Genomic DNA, 20,742 nt, shown 5'->3' on the forward strand with positions numbered 1-20,742 from the left:
TCAGATGACCTCCGGTGCCAGCGAGACGATCTTCATGAACTTCTTGTCGCGAAGCTCACGGCCGACCGGGCCGAAGATACGGGTGCCGCGGGGCTCCCCGTCGTTCTTCAGGATGACGGCGGCGTTCTCGTCGAACTTGATGTAGGAGCCGTCCGGACGACGGACCTCCTTCTTGGTGCGGACGATGACCGCCTTGACGACGTCGCCCTTCTTGACGTTGCCACCGGGGATCGCGTCCTTGACGGTCGCGACGATGGTGTCGCCCAGGCCCGCGTAGCGGCGGCGCGAACCACCGAGAACGCGGATCGTGAGCAGCTCCTTGGCGCCGGTGTTGTCGGCGACCTTGAGTCGGGACTCCTGCTGAATCACTTGGCCTTCTCCAGAATCTCCACCAGGCGCCAGCGCTTCGTGGCGCTCAGCGGGCGGGTCTCGTTGATCAGGACCAGGTCGCCGATGCCGGCGGTGTTCGCCTCATCGTGCGCCTTGACCTTCGACGTGCGGCGGATGACCTTGCCGTAAAGCGGGTGCTTCACGCGGTCCTCCACCTCGACGACGATGGTCTTGTCCATCTTGTCGCTGACGACGTAGCCGCGACGGGCCTTGCGGTACCCGCGGGCGTCCGCGTCGCGCACGTCGTGAGCGGCGTGCTCAACCTCGACGGCAGCTTCCTTCTTGGTGGCCATCACTCAGCCTCTTCCTTCACGGCGTCGTCGGCGGCGTCCGCCTTCTTCGCCTTCGACTTGGTCGCCTTCTTCGCGGGAGCCTCGACCGGAGCGGGCGTCGCACGGATGCCCAGCTCACGCTCGCGGATCACGGTGTACAGGCGCGCGATGTCGCGCTTGACGGCGCGGATGCGGCCGTGGCTCTCCAGCTGGCCGGTGGCCGACTGGAAACGGAGGTTGAACAGCTCCTCCTTGGCCTTGCGCAGCTCCTCAACGAGGCGCTGGTCTTCGAACGTGTCGAGCTCTGCCGGAGCGAGCTCCTTGGTGCCGATCGCCATTACGCGTCGCCCTCCTCGCGCTTGATGATGCGTGCCTTGAGCGGCAGCTTGTGGATTGCACGGGTCAGTGCCTCGCGAGCGAGCTGCTCGTCGACACCCGCGACCTCGAAGAGGACGCGGCCCGGCTTGACGTTGGCGACCCACCACTCGGGGGAACCCTTACCGGAACCCATGCGGGTCTCGGCCGGCTTCTTCGTGAGCGGACGGTCCGGGTAGATGTTGATCCACACCTTGCCGCCACGCTTGATGTGACGGGTCATCGCGATACGAGCGGACTCGATCTGACGGTTCGTCACGTACGCGGGCGTGAGGGCCTGGATGCCGAACTCGCCGAAGGAGACCTTCGTGCCGCCGGTGGCCTGACCCGAGCGACCCGGGTGGTGCTGCTTGCGGTACTTGACCTTACGGGGGATGAGCATTATGCCGAAGCTCCTTCTGCAACAGGTGCCTCGTTGCGCGGGGCACGGCGGCGGTCACCACGGTCGTCGCGGCGCGACTTCGGCGCGTTGGCCTGCTCGCGTGCGAGCTCCTTGGCGGTGAGGTCGCCCTTGTAGATCCACACCTTCACGCCGATGCGGCCGAAGGTGGTCTTGGCCTCGTAGAAGCCGTAGTCGATGTTCGCGCGCAGCGTGTGCAGCGGCACACGACCCTCGCGGTAGAACTCCGAGCGGCTCATCTCAGCGCCGCCGAGACGGCCCGAGACCTGGATGCGGATGCCCTTGGCGCCGGCGCGCTGAGCGCCCTGCAGACCCTTGCGCATCGCGCGACGGAACGCCACACGAGCAGAGAGCTGCTCGGCGATGCCCTGCGCGACCAGCTGAGCGTCGGCCTCGGGGTTCTTGACCTCGAGGATGTTCAGCTGGATCTGCTTGCCCGTGAGCTTTTCGAGGTCGCCGCGGATGCGCTCGGCCTCTGCACCACGACGACCGATCACGATGCCCGGCCGGGCGGTGTGGATGTCGACGCGGACGCGGTCACGGGTGCGCTCGATCTCGATGTTCGAGACGCCGGCGCGGTCGAGCTGCGTCTGCAGCAGGCGACGGATCTTGATGTCCTCGGCCACGTAGTCGGCGTAACGCTGACCCGGCTTCGTCGAGTCGGAGAACCAGCGCGACACGTGGTCCGTGGTGATGCCGAGGCGGAAGCCGTACGGGTTGACCTTCTGTCCCATTACTTGCTCGCCTTCTTGTTGCTGTCGCCGGCCGCGGCAGGAGCCGCCTCCGGCGTCGAGAGCACGACCGTGATGTGGCTCGTGCGCTTCTTGATCTGGAAAGCGCGACCCTGTGCACGGGGCTGGAAACGCTTGAGCGTCGTGCCCTCGTCCACGTACGCGTTCTTCACGTACAGGTCCTGCTCGTCGAGGTACTCGCCGTCACGATCCGCCTTGACCTGCGCGTTGGCCATGGCCGACGCGACAAGCTTGTAGATCGGCTCACTGGCGCTCTGCTGCGCGAACTTCAGGATCGCGAGAGCTTCCTGGGCCTGCTTGCCCTTGATGAGCGCGACGACACGACGAGCCTTCTGAGGGGTCACGCGGATGTGTCGCACGCGTGCGATGGACTCCACCATTTCTCTCTCCTCTATCGTCCCCGCGTCAGCGGCGACGGCCCTTCTTGTCGTCCTTCTCGTGGCCGCGGAAGGTGCGGGTGGGCGCGAACTCGCCCAGCTTGTGACCGACCATGGTCTCGGACACGAACACGGGGATGTGCTTGCGTCCGTCGTGGACCGCGATCGTGTGACCCAGCATGGCCGGGATGATCATGGACCGACGGGACCAGGTCTTGATGACGTTCTTGGTGCCGGCTTCGTTCTGCACGACCACCTTGCGAAGCAGGTGCTCGTCGACGAAGGGGCCCTTCTTAAGACTGCGAGGCATCTTCTCTTACTCCTACTTGCGCTTCTTGCCGGCGTTGCGACGACGCACGATGTACTTGTCGCTTTCCTTGTTGGCGTGACGGGTGCGACCCTCGGCCTGACCCCACGGGGAGACCGGGTGACGACCACCGGACGTCTTGCCCTCACCACCACCGTGCGGGTGGTCGACCGGGTTCATCGCGACACCACGGACGGTCGGGCGGACGCCCTTCCAGCGCATGCGGCCGGCCTTGCCCCAGTTGATGTTCGACTGCTCGGCGTTGCCGACCTCGCCGATGGTCGCGCGGCAGCGCGCATCGACGTTGCGGATCTCGCCGGAGGGCAGACGCAGCTGGGCGTAGGGGCCGTCCTTCGCCACGAGGCGGACGGATGCACCGGCCGAGCGCGCCATCTTCGCGCCGCCGCCGGGGCGGAGCTCGATGGCGTGGATGACGGTACCCGTGGGGATGTTCTTCAGCGGGAGGTTGTTTCCCGGCTTGATGTCCGCCGCGGGGCCCGACTCGACGATGTCGCCCTGGTTCAGCTTCGCCGGCGCGAGGATGTAGCGCTTCTCGCCGTCGAAGTAGTGCAGGAGCGCGATGCGCGCGGTGCGGTTGGGGTCGTACTCGATGTGAGCGACACGGGCGTTCACGCCGTCCTTGTCATTGCGACGGAAGTCGATGACGCGGTACTGGCGCTTGTGGCCACCACCGATGTGACGGGTCGTGATGCGGCCCTGGTTGTTGCGACCACCGGTCTTCGAGAGCGGGCGCAGCAGCGACTTCTCCGGCGTCGATCGGGTGATCTCGGCGAAGTCAGCCACCGACGAGCCGCGACGGCCCGGGGTCGTGGGCTTGTACTTGCGAATAGCCATGATTGTCCTTATCCCCCGGATCAGCCGATTGCCGTGAAGATGTCGATGGTGCCCGACTTCAGGCTCACGATGGCGCGCTTGGTGTCCTTGCGCTTGCCCGTGCCGAAGCGGGTGCGACGGGCCTTGCCGACGCGGTTGATCGTGTTGACCGACGCGACCTTGACACCGAAGATCTTCTCGATGGCGAGCTTGATCTCGGTCTTCGAAGCGCGCGGGTCGACGAGGAAGGTGTACTTACCCTCGTCGATGAGCCCGTAGCTCTTCTCGGACACGACCGGCTTCAGGATGATGTCGCGCGGGTCCTTGTTCAGGGCCGTCTGGAGAACAGATGCCTGCTCGCTCATGCGGAGACCTCCTGGTTGGCGCCGGACTTGGAGGCGATGAAGCCCTCGAGCGCGGCCTGGGTGAAGACGATGTCGTCGGAGACGAGAACGTCGTAGGCGTTGAGCTGGTCGAACGACAGCAGGTGCACGTTGCCGAGGTTGCGCAGGCTCTTGAGCGCGAGCTCGTCGCCGCGCTCGATGACCACGAGCACGTTCTTCGACGTGGCGACCTGGGCGAGGAAGCCCGCGGCGGCCTTGGTCGACGGAGCACCGTCGGTGCCGAACGTGTCGATCGCGTGCAGGCGGTCGCCGCGGAAGCGGTCGCTGAGCGCGCCGAGGAGGGCGGCCGCGATCATCTTCTTGGGCGTGCGCTGCGAGTAGTCACGCGGCTTCGGGCCGTGGACGATGCCACCGCCGGTCATGTGCGGCGCGCGGATCGAGCCCTGACGGGCGTTACCCGTGCCCTTCTGCTTGAAGGGCTTGCGGCCGGCGCCGGAGACCTCGCCACGACGCTTGGTCGAGTGCGTGCCCTGGCGAGCCGCCGCGAGCTGCGCGACGACGACCTGGTGGATGAGCGGGATGTTCGTCTTGACGTCGAACAGAGCGGCGGGCAGCTCGACCGAGCCAGCCTTCTTGCCGTCTGCCTTGAGGACGTCGAGCGCGAGAGTGGAGTCAGCCATGATCAGGCACCCTTCACTGCGTTGCGGACGTAGACGATGCGGCCACGAGCACCGGGGACGGCGCCCTTGACGAGCATCAGACCCTTCTCGATGTCGATGGCGTGCACCGTGAGGTTGAGGACGGTCACGCGCTCGCCACCCATACGGCCGGCCATGCGCATGCCCTTGAAGACACGGCTCGGGGTCGACGAGGCGCCGATCGAACCGGGCTTGCGGTGGTTGCGGTGCGCACCGTGCGAGGCGGAGACGCCCTTGAAGTTGTGGCGCTTCATGACACCGGCGGTGCCCTTGCCCTTGCTCGTGCCGACGACGTCGACGAGCTGGCCGGCCTCGAACGTGCCGTCCACCGTGAGCTCCTGGCCCAGCGAGTAGTCGGCGGCGTCGGCCGTGCGGATCTCGGTCACGTGGCGACGCGGCGTGACGCCGGCTGCCTCGAAGTGAGCCGAGAGGGGCTTGTTCACCTTGCGGGGGTCGATCTGGCCGTACGCGATCTGCACGGCGTTGTAGCCGTCCTTCTCGGGCGTACGGATCTGCGTGACCACGTTCGGCGCGAGCTCGATGACGGTGACGGGAACGAGCTTGCCGTTCTCGTTCCACACCTGGGTCATGCCGAGCTTCGTGCCCAGCATGCCCTTGGAAACCTTGGAGTTGATGTCAGCCATGTCGAACCTCAGAGCTTGATCTCGATGTTGACGTCGGCCGGCAGGTCGAGGCGCATCAGCGAGTCGACGGCCTTGGGCGTCGGGTCGACGATGTCGATCAGACGCTTGTGGGTGCGCATCTCGAAGTGCTCGCGGCTGTCCTTGTACTTGTGGGGCGACCGGATGACGCACACGACGTTCTTCTCGGTCGGAAGGGGCACGGGTCCGACGACAGTCGCGCCCGCACGGGTCACGGTGTCGACGATCTTGCGTGCGGACGTGTCGATGACCTCGTGGTCATACGACTTCAGGCGAATGCGGATCTTCTGTCCCGCCATTGTCTGCTCTCTCTCTATAAGCGTCGTACCGTCCTGGACCGGGTGGCCCTGGGGCATTGGACGCACGTCGGCGCGGATTGCGCCTCGGCACGAGAACGGCTCTGCGAACCGATCTGCTGCACCACTGTTCTGCTGTCAGCCGGACGCCCGGAGGCGAACGGATGCCCGACCCTCGCCGCGCACGGCGATGCCCTCGAGATGAAGGTGTCGGGATTGTGTTCTGCTACCCGCGGCCTAGAACCCTGCGCTTCCGAAGAGGCACCGTCTATGCACTGCCCTGGCAGTGATCCGGCGCACGCACAGCGGCGACGGAATATCGAACCTGTCTATTCTGCCACGGGCGATTTCACTTCTGCAAACCCGGGCGTGTCGCGCCTCGTGTCCGCCCTCTTCGGCGGGGGTCTGCAGCTCGTCTCAGGCCCGAGTGGAGCGCGGGGCGAGGCATCCCCATGCCTCGCCCCGCTTGGGGAGGGCGTTCAGTGCGAGGGGGCACACCGAACGCGAGGTGCCCAGCGTGAAGGGACGCCGGACGCCTCGACCGAGGGCACGGCGGAAGACCCGCCGCGCAGGCGGGGAGACGCTCTGGCGCAAAGAGTGCGCGCGTCGCACGATGATCCCCAAGATCGTTTTCCCCAGTGTGAACGCGGTAGAACCGCGTGCTTCAGGAAACCGAACCCCTTCGGTTTCCCCGACCGCAAGATCCCCAGGCGGTCTGCATCATCCTACTCGATCTCTCCGTCAGTTCGCCAGTTCGCGCTCGCGCGTGCCGAGATTCCAGAGCGCCCGGGTACGAGAAGAGCGGCGCCCCTCGGAGGAAGCGCCGCTCGTGAACGATCTCGGGCTACTCGTTGCCGACCGCCTTGTCCGCGCTGTCACGGATCTCGTCGATCTTGTCGGCCGCACCGGGAGCGATCTTCTTGGCGAAGTCGGCGACACCGTCGAGCACCTTGTCGCTGATGTCCTCGGCCTGCTCGCTCTTGACGGCCTCGGCGATCTTGTCCTTGTTCTGCTCGTACAGGTCCTTGCCCTTGTTCACGGCGTCGTCGATACCCATGTGGCTCCCCTTCGGAGGTGTGTGTGTCCGGCCGATGAGACCGGACACACTCATTGTGCATGCCCTCCCCCGCCCGCGGAAGCCCGATTAGAGCGTGGAAAACGACAAAGAGGCCGGACCCGAAGGTCCGACCCCTTTGCGAGGAAGCAGATGCTTACTTGATGATCTTCGTCACCGTACCGGCGCCGACCGTACGACCACCCTCACGGATGGCGAAGCCGAGGCCCTCCTCCATGGCGATCGGCTGGATCAGCTCGACCGTCATGTCGGTGGTGTCGCCGGGCATGACCATCTCGGTGCCCTCGGGCAGCGAGATGACGCCGGTGACGTCCGTGGTGCGGAAGTAGAACTGCGGGCGGTAGTTCGTGTAGAAGGGGTTGTGGCGGCCACCCTCGTCCTTGGACAGGATGTACGCGGTGCCCTCGAAGTCGGTGTGCGGCGTAACCGAACCCGGCTTCACGATGACCTGGCCACGCTCCACGTCCTCGCGCTTGGTGCCGCGGAGGAGCAGACCACAGTTCTCGCCGGCCCAGGCCTCGTCGAGCTGCTTGTGGAACATCTCGATACCGGTGACGGTCGTCTTCTGCGTCGGACGCAGACCCACGATCTCGACCTCGGAGTTGATGGCCAGCGTGCCACGCTCGGCGCGACCCGTGACGACGGTGCCACGACCGGTGATCGTGAAGACGTCCTCGACGGGCATGAGGAAGGGCTTGTCACGGTCACGCTCCGGGTCCGGAACGCTGTCGTCGACAGCCTGCATCAGGTCCAGGATCGCCTGGGTCCACTTCTCGTCGCCCTCGAGAGCCTTGAGAGCGGAGACGCGGACGACAGGAGCGTCCTCGTCGAAGCCCTGGCCGGCGAGCAGCTCGCGGACCTCGAGCTCGACGAGCTCCAGGATCTCCTCGTCGTCGACCGCGTCCGACTTGTTCAGCGCGACCAGCAGGTAGGGAACGCCGACCTGCTTGGCGAGCAGCACGTGCTCGCGCGTCTGGGCCATCGGGCCGTCGGTGGCGGCGACCACGAGGATCGCGCCGTCCATCTGAGCCGCACCCGTGATCATGTTCTTGACGTAGTCGGCGTGGCCGGGAGCGTCGACGTGCGCGTAGTGGCGCTTCGGGGTCTCGTACTCGATGTGCGAGATGTTGATCGTGATACCACGCTGGCGCTCTTCCGGCGCCGAGTCGATGGAAGCGAAGTCACGCTGCACGTTCGTGTCGGACGGGTACTTGTCAGCAAGCACCTTCGAGATCGCTGCGGAGAGCGTGGTCTTGCCGTGGTCGACGTGACCGATCGTTCCGATGTTGACGTGCGGCTTGGTCCGCTCGAACTTGGCCTTAGCCACTGGGTCCTCCTCAGGACGTCGTTGTAGAGGTGCCGGGCACTGGTTTGCGACCGGTTCTCTACGGGTTAGGTTCTCAGTTTAGTAGAGAGGGAATGTGAAATTGTAGGTGACCTGGGAACAGGACGGCGGGCCCTGTTCCCAGGAAGTGTTACTCGCCCTTGGCCTTCTGGACGATCTCGTCGGCCACCGCGCGCGGGACCTCGGCGTAGCTGTCGAACTCCATGGAGTAGACGGCGCGACCGGAGGTCTTCGAACGCAGGTCGCCGATGTAGCCGAACATCTCGGACAGCGGCACCGCAGCGCGCACGACCTTGACGCCGGCGGCGTCCTCCATCGACTGGATCTGGCCACGACGCGAGTTCAGGTCACCGATGACGTCGCCCATGTACTCCTCGGGAGTACGGACCTCGACGGCCATCAGCGGCTCGAGCAGCACGGGGTTGGCACGACGCGCGGCCTCCTTGAAGCCCATGGAGCCCGCGATCTTGAACGCCATCTCCGAGGAGTCGACGTCGTGTGCCGCACCGTCGACGATGGTCGCCTTGACGCCCACCATCGGGTAGCCCGCCAGGACACCGACGTTCATCGCGTCCTGGAAACCGGCGTCGATCGAGCCGATGTACTCGCGCGGGATGCGGCCACCCGTGACCGCGTTCACGAACTCGTACGTCTTCTCGCCGTCGAGCTCGAGCGGCTCGATGTTGAACTGGATCTTGGCGAACTGACCCGAACCACCGGTCTGCTTCTTGTGCGTGTAGTCGTGCTTCTCGACGGCCTTGCGGATCGTCTCGCGGTACGCCACCTGCGGCTTGCCCACGTTCGCCTCGACGCGGAACTCGCGCTTCATGCGGTCGACGAGGATGTCGAGGTGCAGCTCGCCCATGCCCTTGATGGTCGTCTGACCGGTCTCGGGGTTGAGCTCCGTGCGGAAGGTCGGGTCCTCCTCAGCGAGCTTCTGGATGGCGAGACCCAGTTTCTCCTGGTCGGCCTTGGTCTTCGGCTCGATGGCGACCTCGATCACCGGCTCCGGGAACGTCATCGACTCGAGCACGACCGGCTGCTGCGGGTCGGCCAGGGTGTCACCGGTGGTGGTGTCCTTCAGTCCGATCACGGCGTAGATGTTGCCGGCGGTCAGCTTGTCGACCGGGTTCTCCTTGTTGGCGTGCATCTGGAAGATCTTCCCGATGCGCTCCTTCTTGCCCTTGGTCGAGTTGATGACCTGAGCGCCCGACTCGAGCTCACCCGAGTAGACGCGCACGTACGTCAGGCGACCGAAGAACGGGTGCACGGCGACCTTGAAGGCCAGGGCCGCGAACGGGTCCTTCGCGTCGGGGTGACGCTCGATGATCTTCTCCTCGTCCTTCGGGTCGTGCGCCTCGATGGCGGGCACGTCCAGCGGGGACGGGAGGTAGTCGACGACGGCGTCCAGCATCGGCTGCACGCCGCGGTTCTTGAACGCCGAGCCGCAGAGCACCGGGTAGATCTCGCTGGCGATGACCATCTTGCGGATGGCGCCCTTGATCTCTGCGACCGTCAGCTCCTCGCCGCCGAAGAACTTCTCGAGAAGCTCCTCGTCGGTCTCCGCGACCGTCTCCAGCAGCTGCTGGCGGTACTCCTCAGCCTTGTCCTTGAGGTCGGCCGGGATCTCCTGCACCTCGTACGAGGCGCCCATGGTCACGTCACCCTTGGCGTCGCCGGGCCACACCAGTGCGCGCATCTCCACGAGGTCGATGACGCCGACGAAGTCGTTCTCGGCACCGATCGGGAGCTGCAGCACGAGCGGCTTGGCACCGAGGCGGTTGATGATCGTGTCGACCGTGAAGTAGAAGTCCGCGCCGAGCTTGTCCATCTTGTTGACGAAGCAGATGCGGGGGACGTTGTACTTGTCGGCCTGACGCCACACGGTCTCGGACTGGGGCTCCACGCCCTCCTTGCCGTCGAACACGGCGACCGCACCGTCGAGGACGCGGAGCGAGCGCTCCACCTCGACCGTGAAGTCCACGTGACCGGGGGTGTCGATGATGTTGATCTGGTTCTTGTTCCAGAAGCAGGTCACGGCGGCAGACGTGATCGTGATGCCGCGCTCCTTCTCCTGCTCCATCCAGTCGGTGGTCGAGGCGCCGTCGTGCGTCTCGCCGAGCTTGTGGTTGACGCCCGTGTAGAACAGGATGCGCTCGGTCGTCGTGGTCTTGCCGGCATCGATGTGCGCCATGATGCCGATGTTGCGGACCTTGCTCAGGTCCGTGAGCACGTCTTGTGCCACAGGAGTGTCCTTATCTTTTGGAACAGTCGTACTGCGAAGAGGGGGTGCCCGTCCCTCGGCGAGTGGCCGAGGGACGGGCCGAGCTGATTACCAGCGGTAGTGAGCGAACGCGCGGTTCGACTCGGCCATCTTGTGGGTGTCCTCGCGGCGCTTGACCGCGGCACCGAGGCCGTTCGACGCGTCCAGGATCTCGTTCTGGAGACGCTCGGTCATCGTCTTCTCACGACGACCCTTCGCGTAGCTCACGAGCCAGCGCAGCGCGAGGGTGTTCGCGCGGTGCGGCTTGACCTCGACCGGAACCTGGTAGGTCGAGCCACCGACGCGGCGGCTGCGGACCTCGAGCGTGGGGCGCACGTTGTCGAGCGCCTTCTTGAGCGTGGCGACGGCGTCCTGACCGTTCTTCGCCTCGACACCGCGGAGGGCGCCGTAGACGATCGACTCGGCCAGCGACTTCTTGCCGTCGACGAGGATCTTGTTCACCAGCGAGGTGACGATCGGTGCGCCGTAGACCGGGTCGTTGACGACGGGGCGCTTCGGGGCGGGACCCTTACGAGGCATCTAACTCAACCCTTCTTCGCGCCGTAGCGGGAACGAGCCTGCTTACGGTTCTTGACGGCCTGGGTGTCCAGGGCGCCACGGACGATCTTGTAACGCACACCGGGGAGGTCCTTCACGCGACCGCCGCGGACGAGCACCAGCGAGTGCTCCTGCAGGTTGTGGCCCTCACCGGGGATGTACGCGGTGACCTCGGTCCCGTTGCGGAGCTTCACACGGGCGACCTTGCGCATCGCCGAGTTCGGCTTCTTCGGGGTGGTGGTGTAGACGCGGGTGCAGACCCCGGCCTGCTGCGGGTTCGACTTGAGCGCCGGCGCCTTGGTCTTCGAGACCTTGGGCGAGCGACCCTTGCGAACCAACTGCTGAATGGTTGGCACGTTCTCTCCTCATAGTGCTGCACGGTGACAGCGTGATGGGTTTCACATCATGACCCACCGGCACGCCGGAACCGGCGAGCTTTTGGTGTGGTGGGTATGCCGTGGGGGCGGACCGGCATGGGGCCGACGCCCAGCGCGCACGTCAGGACGTGCACACACCTGATCAAGTGTAATGCCGCGTAACCAACGCGGTCAAATGAGGGCGGCCGCCGCCGGCTCAGCTCACGTCGGGGCCGAACGGCGAGTCGAGCGACTCCGTGAGTTCGGCGAGCATGGCTTCGATCTGCGGTTCGACGTGCTGGGACACCGCCGCCTGAATGGAGACGCGGTGGCGCAGCAGCAGGCCGCAGATCTCGCGGCCGATGAGGTTCGCGTACTCGTCGGCGAGGGCCACTTCCTGCCGTAGCGCGATCTTCGCCTCCTCCGACAGGGGCGGCAGCGGCGGGAGCTCCGCCGCGGAGTCGTCGGCGAGACCGGCGATCGTGAACAGGAACGGTGCGCCGGGAACCGGCTCCGGGTCGAGCGGCAGGCCCTCGAACTCGGGAGCCAGGTCCTCGGTCGGGCGGTAGCTGCGTGCTCTGTTCCTGGCCGCTTGGCTGTCGAGCTCGCGCTGGAGCATCGGAAGGTTGCGGGCCGTGTAGTCCGCGACCGCGTGGTCGACGATCGTCTTGATGCGCGTCGACAGCCCGTGCTGCACCCCGTGGGGTGTGTCGCCCGCGATCCCGGCCGCGGCGAGGATGGGCGAACCGAGACAGCGACGGCACGGCGCGACCCGGCCGCGGTGGGTGGCCGGCTCCCAGCGCGGCACCCAGCGCAGCCACGCCTCGACGGCCTGGTCCACCTGCGTCTCCAGTGAGCGCTCCACGACACCAGCGTACGGCGCGTCACCGCTCCCCGCGCGGATTTGCGGGGGGTCACTCCCCCTCGTCGTGCTCCCAGGGCCATCGCGGACGTTCGCTGCGGGTCCGACGGAGGGCGATACCGCTCCAGCCCGCGATCGCCGCCGCCACCAGGACCACCGCGCTAGCGCCGCCCCGGACGAGGTCTCCCGCGACGGCCGTCGCGATGATGAGGCTCTCTGCGGCAGCCAGCACCGCAATCCACAGCGTCGCGAGATGGACCAGCGCGGTGAGGAGTGCGATCACCAGCGCGGAGCCGAACGACGGACGCCGGCGCCGCAGCGTCGCGCCGAGCGACAGAGCGAACGCGACCACCGCCAGGATCATGCCCACCACACCCGGCACCTGGCCGAGGCCCTCCACCGCGATGATGTCCCGATCCGTCGCCACGCTCAGCGCGCCCAGCCCGAACACCGACAGCGCGAAGAACCCGATGGAGGCGAGCACCACCGCGAGGACAGGCGAAACCCCCGCGGACTCGGGCCCGCGGGGGTTCGGCGTGGTGGCGTGCGTGACTACCTCGCCAGCGTCGGGCCGGCTTCGAGGGTGCGCTCGTACTCGCGCTGCGCCTCGGCGTTCAGCTCCGTCTTGCGGGCGCCGCTGCGGGCCACCCAGGCACCGAACCAGATGGTCAGCTCCCTGGCGAACACGAAGGCAGCGATGGCGAGCGGGGCGAGCAGCTGCTCCCCCGCGAGCTCCAGGCCCTGCGAAGCGGTGAGCTTCCAGAACGGCGCCTCGAAGAGCTGTCCGAGGATGTGCCCCGCGTACGCGATGAGCCCGACGATGATGCCGAACACCACCCAGAGGCCCCAGCGGCCGCGGTTGATGATCGCGCCGAGGAGCCAGAAGCCCAGGAAGAACACGACGACCGGGGTCCAGTAGCCCCACGTGAGCAGCGGCGCGAGGAAGGCCTCGCCGATGTTCTCGCCCGTGACGTCTCCGGCGATGGCGCGCAGGCCGACCGCGGTGCCGAGGTAGAGGATGGCGAAGGCGACCGTCGCCAGGAGGCCGATCGCCCCGGCCGTTCCGCGGTTTCCGCGGTCGCGCGGCGGCTCCGGAGCCTGAACGAAGATCGGCTGAGGCTGAGCTGCGGCGGCGCCGGCTGTCCCGACGTACGGCTCCGACGGGACGATGCGTGTGTCGGCGTCGTCGGAGTGCGGGGCGTATGCCGTGTCCGCCATGGACGACTCCTCGTGACGTGGCGACCAGGAGGCCGCCCCGGGAGTCGGGAAGGCCGCGGTCGCATCGGCGTCGCGACGATCGTCCGCGACGCGGTCATCCGGACGGTCGCCCGCGAGCCGGTCGGCGGGAAGACGCTCGGCACCGCGGTCGTCGGCGAGCCGGTCGGAATCCGCTCGCTGCTCGGCGGCGGCCGCACGGTCGGCGACGGGTACCGCGCCCGCGGCGGGAGCGGTCGAGCTGAAGGTGCCGGGGTGGTCGCGCTCGGCGGTCTCGAACGCGGCGAGATCGGGGTCGACCGGCGGGTGCTGGCGCTCCGGGTTCGCGTCGGCGGGCGTGCGCTCCGCCTCGGCCTCCGCGTCGGAGCCGGCGACGTCCGCTCGGGCTGCGGCGGCAGCATCGAGACCGGCGTTCGCGCTACCGACGACGTCGTCGACGTCGCGCGGCTTCTCGGGCTGACGAGCCTCGGGATCACTCATGGGGGTGCGCCTCTCATCGATGTGTGCTCTGCGAGGGTACCGCCGCGTGTCCAGGCCCTCACGGAGGCGTGCCGACGTGTCGCCGGGTCGGTGCCTGCGGAAGGGGGGAACCGCGGATCAGGGCAGGGCGGAACGCAGAGCGTCGCCGAAGAACTGCGCCAGCACCGGCATCATCGGCAACGACAGCCAGAGCAGGCCGCCGATGATCACGGTGCAGATCACCCCGGCCACCCAGCTCATCCCGATGCTGCGACCACCCACCCGTGCCATGTCGCCAGGGTACGTCGCGCCCCGCCGGCCGTCGGGGTGCAACGCCGAGGCGACGGGTGACCGGAGGGCTCAGCCCTTCGTGGCGCCGGCGGTGAGACCGCCCACGATGTACTTCTGCAGGAACAGGAACAGGATCATCACCGGGATCGCGGCCATGACCGCGCCCGCGCTGAAGGCCGACCAGTCCGCGTAGCGCGGATTGGCGACGAGCTTGGTGAGCCCGACCACGAGCGTCTGCTGATCGACGTCGACGAGCATGACGCTCGCGATGACGTACTCGTTGACCGTGCCGATGAACGACAACAGCCCGACCACGGCCAGGATGGGCGCGACGAGGCGCAGGATGATCGTGAAGAAGATGCGCGCGTGACCCGCGCCGTCGATGCGTGCCGCCTCGTCGATCTCCTTGGGGATCGTGTTGAAGAAGCCGTACATCAGATACGTGTTCACCCCGAGCGCTCCACCGAGGTAGACCAGGATCAGCCCGGTATGGGTGTTCAACCCGATCGCCGGGAACCAGTCGCCGATGGTCGACATGAGCAGGAAGATCGCGACGACCGCGAGCAGCTGCGGGAACATCTGCACCACCACGATCGTGACGAGACCGACGCGGCGCCCGGCGAAACGCATGCGCGAGAAGGCATACGCGGCGCAGGCTCCGATGAACACCGTCACGGCGCCGGTGACCACCGCGATGAGCAGGGTGTTCAGGAACCAGGTGCCGTACGGGTTCTGCGGGTCGCTCAGGATGCGCACGTAGCTGTCGATGCCGATGGCGGAGAACAGCTGGTTCGAACCGGTCAGGGTGCCCTTCGGGTTGAGCGAGGCCGAGACCACGTAGAGCAGTGGGAAGAGCGCGAACGCGCTCACGACGATCGCGACGAGGTGCCGCCAGCCGGTGTCGGCGAACCAGGCGCGGAACGAGCGGCGGCGCGGAGCCGGACGGGCGGCGGTCGGGCTGGTCGTGCTCATGTCAGTTCAGCTCCTCGAGGGCCTTGGTCTTGCGGAAGCTGATGATCGAGATGGTCGCGACCACGATGAAGATCAGGATCGTAAACGCCGAGGCGAGTCCGTAGTCGCGGGTCTGCCCGGTGAAGGCGACCTTGTAGACCATCGAGATGAGGATGTCGGTGTGGCCGACCGGGATCGACACGTCGCTGAACCGGGGACCCCCCTTGGTCAGCATGTAGATCAGGTTGAAGTTGTTGAAGTTGAACGCGAACGACGAGATCAGCAGCGGGGCCACCGTCACCAGCAGCAGGGGGAGCTTGATGCGCCGGAAGATCTGCCAGGCGTTCGCCCCGTCCATGACGGCCGCCTCGTTCACGTCCTCCGGGATGCCCTGCAGCGCGCCCATGCACACCAGGAACATGTATGGGAACCCGAGCCACAGGTTCACCAGGAGCACCGACACCTTCGCCAGCACGGGATCGGTGAGCCACGGGATCGCGGCACCGCCGAACAGCACCTGGTTGATGAAGCCGAAACTCTCGTTCATCATGCCGGCCCACACCAGCGCCGAGAGGAACGCGGGGAACGCATACGGCAGGATCAGGATGATGCGGTAGCCGTTGCGGAACCGCATCCGCGTGTTGTTGAACACGAGCGCCAGCAACAGCCCGAGGAAGAACGTGGAGGCCACCGAGACCAGGGCGAAGACGAACGTCCACACGGTGACCGAGATGAGCGGACCCCGGATCGAGGAGTCCGTCACCGCGCGTACGAAGTTGTCGAAGCCGACCGTCGTCTGCCAGCCGGGAAGGAGCTGATCGCCGTTCTCCGCGGTGAACGCACCCTCCCCCGTGTCGCGGTACACGGTGCCCGTGTCCGTGTCGGTGATGGTGTCGGCCGTCGCGTCGTACGCGAGCGTCGAGACGTACAGGTAGCCCTTCTGCCCGTCCGGCGCGCGGAGGCTCCCGTCGTTCGGGTCGTCGCTGAACGGCACCGAGAGCTGCTCCAGCTGGTCGGACAGCGTGAACACCGTCGCGAGCGGAAGGGTGGTCCACCCGTCGACCGCGACCGCCTGCCCGCCCTGGAAGTCGGCGTCGACCTCGTGCAGCGGCTCGTCGGCCGTGCCGAGCAGCGCATCGCCCGTGCCGGGGTCGGTCACCAGGAAGCCGTAGGTGCCGAACTGCTCGACCACGGTCACGGGGTAGGTCGGCGAGTCCTCGACGCGCTCCTGCGCGGAGGCAAGGAGCGAGGAGATCGCCTGCTCCTTGGTGCCGTTGTGGCCGGTGCCGTAGTTCGTGAACCCGATGTATCCCGTGTAGAGCAGCGTGAACACCTGGAAGAGGACGAGGAAGATGATGCCGGGGGTCAGGTATTTCGCCGGGACGCGCCGGCGCGAGAAGTAGATGTAGTTGACGAGGATCGTCACCAGGACGACGATCGCGAGGATCAGCCACTCCCGGTGCGCGAAGAGCACGAAGGCCGCATAGACCGCGATCGCGTCGACGATGGCCAGCAGCAGGATCTTCAGCAGCATCCAGCCGATCGGTCGGGACGCCGCTTCGGCGATGGCGGCGGCTTGGCGGTGTCGTTTGGTCGGAGGCGCGATGCGCTCGTCGGTGTCTGTCATGTCGTCCTCGTCATGATCCTGCCGGAGCGGGCGGTGCGGCCCGCTCCGGCAGGGTCTGTGCCGTTGCGGCGGTTACTTGATCGCGGCGGTCACGTCGTCGACGAGCTTCTGCCACGTCGCCTTCGGGTCCGCACCGTTGATGATGGCGGCCTCGGCCACACCCCAGTACTGCCACACTGCGCCCATCGCGGGGATGGCCGGCATCGGGACGGCGTCGGCACCCACGGCCTGGAATCCGGCGATGATCGGGTCGGACGCCGCGGAGTCGGCCGCAGCGGTGAGGGCGGGCAGCACGTTGCCCGCCTTGAACAGCTCGAGCTGCACGTCCTCGGTGCCGATGTAGTTGACGAGGAAGTCGTTCGCCGCGACCTTGTTCTTCGACTCGGCGCTCACGAAGAAGCCCTTCACACCCGCGAACGGGGAGGCGGTCTGGCCGGTCGGGCTCGGGATCGGGTCGATCGCGACGTTGATGCCGGCTTCGGTGGCTGCGCCGACGTTCCACGGGCCGGTCAGCCAGAACGCGGCCGTGCCGTCGAGGAACTGCTGCTTCGCGATCTCGCCGTCCACGTCGGTGTTGAGCGTGCCGGCTGCACCCTGCGCGCCCAGCCACTCGGCGAAGGCGAAGCCGCCCTCGCTGCCGAGCTGCAGGTCGCTCGGGTCGTAGCTGCCGCTGTCATCGGTGCCGAAGACGGGGGCACCGAACGCGGTCTGGAACGGGTAGAGGTGGTAGGGGTTGCCCTCGGTGCCCTGCTCGACGACGAACTTCCCCTTCGAGACCATGTCATCGAAGCTGGTGGCCGGCTGGGGCACGAGGTCGGCGTTGCGCAGGACGGCGATGTTCTCGACCGCGTACGGCAGCATGTAGACCGTTCCGTCGTAGGTCGCAGCCTGGAGGGCCACCGGGAGGTAGTCCTCGGAGCTGTCACCGAGCTCGATCGGGGCGACGACGCCATTGGTCGACAGCTCGCCGAGCCAGTCGTGGGCGCCCATCACGATGTCAGGGCCCTTGCCCGTCGGCACCTGCTGGATGAAGTCGTCCTTCATGTCGTCGACGGACTTGCCGACCAGCTCGACCTTGACGCCGGTCTTGTCCTGATAGGCGTCGGCCGCACCCTGGAGGGCGTCGACGCGTTCGGCGTCGACCCAGACCGTGAGCGAGCCGCTGTCGTCGCCGCCGGAGGAGGATCCGCCGCTGGTCCCCGCGGAGCAGCCGGCGAGCGTCAGAGTCGAAACGATGGCGATCGCGCCCGCGGCGAGCACGCCCCTCTTGTTCACCTTCATTGGTGTGTGCCTCTCTCAATGCTGTTCAACCTGCAAGGACTGCAAGCGCTTACAGTATGCATCGATCAGGAGCGGGATCGCAATCGAGAGCAGCGTCGATATCAACCTGTGATGGGGCACGCGGGGCGGCACCCGACTGAAAACGCTTCCACGCCTGTCGTCGCGAGGGCTGCTCGATACACTGCCTGTATGGCTGACAGTTCCTTTGACATCGTCTCGAAAGTGGATCATCAGGAGGCCGAGAACGCCCTGAACCAGGCACGGAAAGAGGTCGAGCAGCGCTACGACTTCAAGGGCACCGGGGCATCCATCGCGTGGAGCGGGGAGCAGGTCCTCATCACGGCGAGCTCGGAGGAGCGCGCGAAGGCCGTGCTCGACGTGTTCCAGTCGAAGCTCATCAAGCGGGGCATCTCCCTGAAGAGCCTGGACTCGGGCGAGCCGTTCGCGAGCGGCAAGGAGTTCCGCATCGTCTCCAGCCTCAAGGACGGGATCTCGTCGGAGAACGCGAAGAAGATCGGCAAGATCATCCGCGACGAGGGACCCAAGGGCGTGAAGAGCCAGATCCAGGGCGACGAGCTGCGCGTGCAGTCGAAGAGCCGCGACGACCTCCAGGCCGTGATCGCTCTCCTGAAGGGCTCCGACCTCGACATCGACCTGCAGTTCGTCAACTACCGCTAGGTCGCGCGGCACAGAGGGGATCCGGCGTCGCCGGGTCCCCTTTCGCGTGCGCTCCGACTTTCCCCGGTCAACGCATATCGAGATATCGGTGTGCTTGACCAAGACTGGAAGCGGCCCCGATCCGTCGGAGCCATGGACGCCCTTGTTGCACGCCGCCCGCGCGGAACGAGGTGCCCGAGATTCGCAGGCGCTCTCGTGGGGACGAGGGTGCAGGCACCGCGGGCTCGCGTCACCGGATCCGAAGTGCCCGCACCACGGTGAAGGAAGAAAGAACAGCTCACCGGCCCGCTGCCCGCCCCCACGAACATCGGATCCGCAGGTGAGAAAGATCGGCACGGAGTCGCCGGCCCCACCGCCACACGGGGGGCCGCGGAACCGTGACAAGAAGTGAAACTGGGGGCTGGTCCATGGGGCACGTCGAGACGAAGACCATCGGAGAAAGCAAGCAACTCCTCGCCGACGAGGTCTTCCACCACATCGGAAGACTCATCGTCGAGGGCGAACTGGGGGAGGGCGAGCGCATCCGCGACGTCGACGTGGCCGATGAGCTCCACGTCTCCCGGACCCCGGTCCGAGAGGCGCTGCAGCGACTCGAGAGACTCGGGCTCGTGACGATGTACCCGAGTCGGTACACCGAGGTGACCGCGGTGACGGCGGCCGTCGTGACGCAGTCGCTCGAGTTCGCCGGGTACCAGGCGGGCATCGCCGCCCGGATGGCCGTGCCACGGCTCAGCCCGGCGGAGCGCCAGCGGGTCGTCCGCCTGATGGAAGAGGTGCGCCGCACGCTGCGCGACGGGGCATCGACCTCGAGTGCGCGGTGGGCCGTGTTCGCGTATCTCGCGGAGCACAGCGGCAACCACCAGCACCGCATGCTGATCACCGACGTCGACGTCGCCCTCGCCCGCAACCTGCGCGCGTGGGTGGTCCCTCGCGGAGACCGTGAGCGCATGCGACAGGTGTACGACGACTTCGAGATCGCCGTCACGCGGGGCAACGGGGACGAGGCGGAACGCCTGGCCCGTGCGATGTACTACGTCTGAGCGGCCCTCCAGCCGACCACCCAGCGGTCCAGGCGTCGATACGCGTCCTCACGGGCCGCGTGTCGCGACAGGAACACGTCGTGCAGCGCTCCGTCGATACGCTCGACGGTCACCGTCGAGCCCAGCCGGAGCGCTGCACGGGCGATGTCATCGACCACGAGCACCGAATCCGCCGACGTGAGGTCGTCCGACCATCGCGTCGGCGGGACGAAACGCGCCGACAGCAGCACGCACACCGGTGCCTCGATCGACAGCCCTGCCGCCACCGTCCGATGGCCCGACAGGATCGCGTTCAACCAGCCGGCGTACACGGCCATGGTCTGCACCGGACGCCAGGCGAGGTTCACGTCCATCGGGTCGTCGGGGTCGGCCACCTCCTGCTGGGCCCTGGTGTAGTAGCCGAGGTCGACCTGGGGCGCCGCGTCCAGCGGCCGGATCCGCGCCTGGAACTCGACCATCGGCGCGATCGCCGCGCGGACGGGGGCGAACTGGAACTCCAACCACGGACTGTTCAGGATGAGGGCGTCCGCGGTGTGCGGGTGCCGGGACGCCCACAGGCTCAACGTGAGCCCGCCGGTCGAGTGACCGAGGAGGACCAGCCGCCGTGCGGACTCCTCTCCCCCCTCACCTCGGCCCATCGCCGTCAGTGCGGCGGCGATGTCCTCGTCATAGGTCGCCAGGTCGCTGATGTACCCCGGGGTCTGGCCCTCGCGCAGACTGCGTCCGTACTTGCGCAGGTCCAGCGCGAAGAAGCGCGCCCCGCGAGCCGTCCAGAAGCGCGCCAGCCGCTTCTGGAAGAAGTAGTCCGACCAGCCGTGGATGTAGAGCACGTCCACGCCCTCGAGCGGGCGCCGACGCCCCCTGGCCCGATCCCACCAGCCGGACGGCGCGGGCAGCGCACGCACCAGTGTGGCGACCACGGGTCCCTGGTCATCGACGCCGAGGTCGAGCGTCAGCTGCTCGAACTCCTCGCCCAGCACATCCGGGATCCACTCGGCCATGCGTCTCCCCCCGTCGCCGCCAGGCTAGCCCAC

General features: G+C 67.1%; 27 protein-coding genes. 2 read left to right on the forward strand and 25 right to left on the reverse strand.

All coding sequences use genetic code 11. The features are described 5' to 3' along the window. The 24 genes from rplN to KZC56_RS01290 form a co-directional block, all read right to left on the reverse strand. Positions 1-369 (reverse strand): 50S ribosomal protein L14, encoded by a 369-nt coding sequence (gene rplN, locus KZC56_RS01175; protein ID WP_102191664.1) that lies wholly within the window; start codon positions 367-369, stop codon positions 1-3. After that, positions 366-683, reverse strand: a complete 318-nt coding sequence (rpsQ, locus tag KZC56_RS01180) for a 30S ribosomal protein S17 (protein WP_136028883.1) — start codon at positions 681-683, stop codon at positions 366-368. The genes rplN and rpsQ overlap by 4 nt, the downstream gene beginning before the upstream one ends. Further along, entirely contained in the window at positions 683-1,000 is a 318-nt protein-coding gene (gene rpmC, locus KZC56_RS17600) for a 50S ribosomal protein L29 (RefSeq protein WP_067121112.1), read from the reverse strand. The genes rpsQ and rpmC overlap by 1 nt, the downstream gene beginning before the upstream one ends. After that, positions 1,000-1,419, reverse strand: coding sequence for a 50S ribosomal protein L16 (rplP, locus tag KZC56_RS01190; protein WP_025102402.1), 420 nt, complete (start codon positions 1,417-1,419; stop codon positions 1,000-1,002). The genes rpmC and rplP overlap by 1 nt, the downstream gene beginning before the upstream one ends. Continuing rightward, complete coding sequence (rpsC, locus tag KZC56_RS01195) at positions 1,419-2,171, reverse strand: 30S ribosomal protein S3 (RefSeq protein ID WP_025102403.1); 753 nt, start codon at positions 2,169-2,171, stop codon at positions 1,419-1,421. Before rpsC ends, rplP begins: the two co-directional genes overlap by 1 nt. Then, entirely contained in the window at positions 2,171-2,569 is a 399-nt protein-coding gene (gene rplV, locus KZC56_RS01200) for a 50S ribosomal protein L22 (protein WP_025102404.1), read from the reverse strand. Before rplV ends, rpsC begins: the two co-directional genes overlap by 1 nt. A 25-nt stretch (positions 2,570-2,594) precedes the next feature. Continuing rightward, positions 2,595-2,876: a 30S ribosomal protein S19 gene (gene rpsS / locus KZC56_RS01205; protein WP_017201589.1), complete on the reverse strand. Its 282-nt coding sequence runs from the start codon at positions 2,874-2,876 to the stop codon at positions 2,595-2,597. Positions 2,877-2,888: 12 nt separating this feature from the next. Next, entirely contained in the window at positions 2,889-3,728 is an 840-nt protein-coding gene (gene rplB / locus KZC56_RS01210) for a 50S ribosomal protein L2 (RefSeq protein ID WP_136028879.1), read from the reverse strand. Positions 3,729-3,748: 20 nt separating this feature from the next. Continuing rightward, complete coding sequence (gene rplW / locus KZC56_RS01215; RefSeq protein ID WP_025102406.1) at positions 3,749-4,072, reverse strand: 50S ribosomal protein L23; 324 nt, start codon at positions 4,070-4,072, stop codon at positions 3,749-3,751. Further along, a complete protein-coding gene (gene rplD, locus KZC56_RS01220) occupies positions 4,069-4,731 on the reverse strand; it encodes a 50S ribosomal protein L4 (RefSeq protein WP_136028877.1) in 663 nt (220 codons plus the stop codon). Before rplD ends, rplW begins: the two co-directional genes overlap by 4 nt. Positions 4,732-4,733: 2 nt before the next feature. After that, complete coding sequence (gene rplC / locus KZC56_RS01225; protein ID WP_136028875.1) at positions 4,734-5,393, reverse strand: 50S ribosomal protein L3; 660 nt, start codon at positions 5,391-5,393, stop codon at positions 4,734-4,736. Positions 5,394-5,401: 8 nt separating this feature from the next. Further along, positions 5,402-5,710 (reverse strand): 30S ribosomal protein S10, encoded by a 309-nt coding sequence (gene rpsJ / locus KZC56_RS01230; RefSeq protein WP_017201594.1) that lies wholly within the window; start codon positions 5,708-5,710, stop codon positions 5,402-5,404. A gap of 841 nt (positions 5,711-6,551) precedes the next feature. After that, positions 6,552-6,764, reverse strand: a complete 213-nt coding sequence (locus KZC56_RS01235) for a hypothetical protein (RefSeq protein ID WP_105723378.1) — start codon at positions 6,762-6,764, stop codon at positions 6,552-6,554. 154 nt (positions 6,765-6,918) lie between these two features. After that, positions 6,919-8,109 (reverse strand): elongation factor Tu, encoded by a 1,191-nt coding sequence (tuf, locus tag KZC56_RS01240; protein WP_136028873.1) that lies wholly within the window; start codon positions 8,107-8,109, stop codon positions 6,919-6,921. A 148-nt stretch (positions 8,110-8,257) separates the two neighbouring features. Further along, on the reverse strand, positions 8,258-10,372 hold the full coding sequence (gene fusA / locus KZC56_RS01245) for an elongation factor G (RefSeq protein WP_136028870.1): 2,115 nt from the start codon (positions 10,370-10,372) through the stop codon (positions 8,258-8,260). An 87-nt stretch (positions 10,373-10,459) separates the two neighbouring features. Beyond that, positions 10,460-10,930 (reverse strand): 30S ribosomal protein S7, encoded by a 471-nt coding sequence (rpsG, locus tag KZC56_RS01250; protein ID WP_017201608.1) that lies wholly within the window; start codon positions 10,928-10,930, stop codon positions 10,460-10,462. Between the two features lie 5 nt (positions 10,931-10,935). Beyond that, the gene (gene rpsL / locus KZC56_RS01255; RefSeq protein ID WP_013584051.1) at positions 10,936-11,304 is read right to left on the reverse strand and encodes a 30S ribosomal protein S12; all 369 of its coding nucleotides are present in this window, start codon (positions 11,302-11,304) and stop codon (positions 10,936-10,938) included. Positions 11,305-11,521: 217 nt separating this feature from the next. After that, entirely contained in the window at positions 11,522-12,169 is a 648-nt protein-coding gene (locus KZC56_RS01260) for a spermidine/putrescine ABC transporter substrate-binding protein (protein ID WP_205812819.1), read from the reverse strand. Positions 12,170-12,218: 49 nt separating this feature from the next. Beyond that, positions 12,219-12,653 carry a DUF6121 family protein gene (locus tag KZC56_RS01265; protein WP_206252865.1) on the reverse strand — a complete coding sequence of 145 codons (435 nt, stop codon included), beginning with the start codon at positions 12,651-12,653 and terminating at the stop codon, positions 12,219-12,221. A gap of 65 nt (positions 12,654-12,718) precedes the next feature. Further along, positions 12,719-13,861 (reverse strand): acyltransferase family protein, encoded by a 1,143-nt coding sequence (locus tag KZC56_RS01270; protein WP_247637663.1) that lies wholly within the window; start codon positions 13,859-13,861, stop codon positions 12,719-12,721. Positions 13,862-13,978: 117 nt separating this feature from the next. Further along, a complete protein-coding gene (locus tag KZC56_RS01275) occupies positions 13,979-14,131 on the reverse strand; it encodes a hypothetical protein (protein ID WP_168387200.1) in 153 nt (50 codons plus the stop codon). 69 nt (positions 14,132-14,200) lie between these two features. After that, complete coding sequence (locus tag KZC56_RS01280; protein ID WP_136028866.1) at positions 14,201-15,103, reverse strand: sugar ABC transporter permease; 903 nt, start codon at positions 15,101-15,103, stop codon at positions 14,201-14,203. A gap of 1 nt (position 15,104) precedes the next feature. Then, on the reverse strand, positions 15,105-16,709 hold the full coding sequence (locus tag KZC56_RS01285; protein ID WP_247637664.1) for an ABC transporter permease subunit: 1,605 nt from the start codon (positions 16,707-16,709) through the stop codon (positions 15,105-15,107). A gap of 72 nt (positions 16,710-16,781) precedes the next feature. Next, on the reverse strand, positions 16,782-17,990 hold the full coding sequence (locus KZC56_RS01290; protein WP_247637665.1) for a sugar ABC transporter substrate-binding protein: 1,209 nt from the start codon (positions 17,988-17,990) through the stop codon (positions 16,782-16,784). Positions 17,991-18,179: 189 nt separating this feature from the next. On the opposite strand from KZC56_RS01290, the gene KZC56_RS01295 reads away from it, so the two are divergent. Together KZC56_RS01295 and KZC56_RS01300 are read left to right on the forward strand one after the other, a co-directional pair. After that, positions 18,180-18,668 (forward strand): YajQ family cyclic di-GMP-binding protein, encoded by a 489-nt coding sequence (locus tag KZC56_RS01295; RefSeq protein ID WP_136035747.1) that lies wholly within the window; start codon positions 18,180-18,182, stop codon positions 18,666-18,668. Positions 18,669-19,075: 407 nt separating this feature from the next. Further along, positions 19,076-19,708, forward strand: a complete 633-nt coding sequence (locus KZC56_RS01300; RefSeq protein WP_136028859.1) for a GntR family transcriptional regulator — start codon at positions 19,076-19,078, stop codon at positions 19,706-19,708. On the opposite strand, the gene KZC56_RS01305 is transcribed toward KZC56_RS01300, so the two are convergent. Continuing rightward, positions 19,699-20,709, reverse strand: coding sequence for an alpha/beta hydrolase (locus KZC56_RS01305; protein ID WP_136028857.1), 1,011 nt, complete (start codon positions 20,707-20,709; stop codon positions 19,699-19,701). The two genes, KZC56_RS01300 and KZC56_RS01305, sit on opposite strands and share 10 nt — an antisense overlap. Between the last annotated feature and the right edge of the window lie 33 nt (positions 20,710-20,742).

This window comes from Microbacterium sufflavum (assembly GCF_023091155.1).
GTDB classification, from domain to species: Bacteria; Actinomycetota; Actinomycetes; order Actinomycetales; family Microbacteriaceae; genus Microbacterium; species Microbacterium sufflavum.

Excerpts from the sequence above, each read along its gene's own strand:
- KZC56_RS01280 (WP_136028866.1), bottom strand. The coding sequence starts at position 15,103 with ATGAGCACGACCAGCCCGACCGCCGCCCGTCCGGCTCCGCGCCGCCGC.
- rplW (WP_025102406.1), bottom strand. The coding sequence starts at position 4,072 with ATGAGCGAGCAGGCATCTGTTCTCCAGACGGCCCTGAACAAGGACCCG.
- rplD (WP_136028877.1), bottom strand. The coding sequence starts at position 4,731 with ATGGCTGACTCCACTCTCGCGCTCGACGTCCTCAAGGCAGACGGCAAG.
- rpsQ (WP_136028883.1), bottom strand. The coding sequence starts at position 683 with ATGGCCACCAAGAAGGAAGCTGCCGTCGAGGTTGAGCACGCCGCTCAC.
- rpsC (WP_025102403.1), bottom strand. The coding sequence starts at position 2,171 with ATGGGACAGAAGGTCAACCCGTACGGCTTCCGCCTCGGCATCACCACG.
- KZC56_RS01235 (WP_105723378.1), bottom strand. The coding sequence starts at position 6,764 with ATGGGTATCGACGACGCCGTGAACAAGGGCAAGGACCTGTACGAGCAG.
- KZC56_RS01270 (WP_247637663.1), bottom strand. The coding sequence starts at position 13,861 with ATGAGTGATCCCGAGGCTCGTCAGCCCGAGAAGCCGCGCGACGTCGAC.
- KZC56_RS01295 (WP_136035747.1), top strand. The coding sequence starts at position 18,180 with ATGGCTGACAGTTCCTTTGACATCGTCTCGAAAGTGGATCATCAGGAG.
- KZC56_RS01285 (WP_247637664.1), bottom strand. The coding sequence starts at position 16,709 with ATGACAGACACCGACGAGCGCATCGCGCCTCCGACCAAACGACACCGC.
- rpsS (WP_017201589.1), bottom strand. The coding sequence starts at position 2,876 with ATGCCTCGCAGTCTTAAGAAGGGCCCCTTCGTCGACGAGCACCTGCTT.
- rpsG (WP_017201608.1), bottom strand. The coding sequence starts at position 10,930 with ATGCCTCGTAAGGGTCCCGCCCCGAAGCGCCCCGTCGTCAACGACCCG.
- KZC56_RS01275 (WP_168387200.1), bottom strand. The coding sequence starts at position 14,131 with ATGGCACGGGTGGGTGGTCGCAGCATCGGGATGAGCTGGGTGGCCGGG.
- KZC56_RS01290 (WP_247637665.1), bottom strand. The coding sequence starts at position 17,990 with ATGAAGGTGAACAAGAGGGGCGTGCTCGCCGCGGGCGCGATCGCCATC.
- rpmC (WP_067121112.1), bottom strand. The coding sequence starts at position 1,000 with ATGGCGATCGGCACCAAGGAGCTCGCTCCGGCAGAGCTCGACACGTTC.
- rpsJ (WP_017201594.1), bottom strand. The coding sequence starts at position 5,710 with ATGGCGGGACAGAAGATCCGCATTCGCCTGAAGTCGTATGACCACGAG.
- KZC56_RS01305 (WP_136028857.1), bottom strand. The coding sequence starts at position 20,709 with ATGGCCGAGTGGATCCCGGATGTGCTGGGCGAGGAGTTCGAGCAGCTG.
- rplP (WP_025102402.1), bottom strand. The coding sequence starts at position 1,419 with ATGCTCATCCCCCGTAAGGTCAAGTACCGCAAGCAGCACCACCCGGGT.
- rplV (WP_025102404.1), bottom strand. The coding sequence starts at position 2,569 with ATGGTGGAGTCCATCGCACGCGTGCGACACATCCGCGTGACCCCTCAG.
- rplB (WP_136028879.1), bottom strand. The coding sequence starts at position 3,728 with ATGGCTATTCGCAAGTACAAGCCCACGACCCCGGGCCGTCGCGGCTCG.
- rplC (WP_136028875.1), bottom strand. The coding sequence starts at position 5,393 with ATGGCTGACATCAACTCCAAGGTTTCCAAGGGCATGCTGGGCACGAAG.
- KZC56_RS01300 (WP_136028859.1), top strand. The coding sequence starts at position 19,076 with ATGGGGCACGTCGAGACGAAGACCATCGGAGAAAGCAAGCAACTCCTC.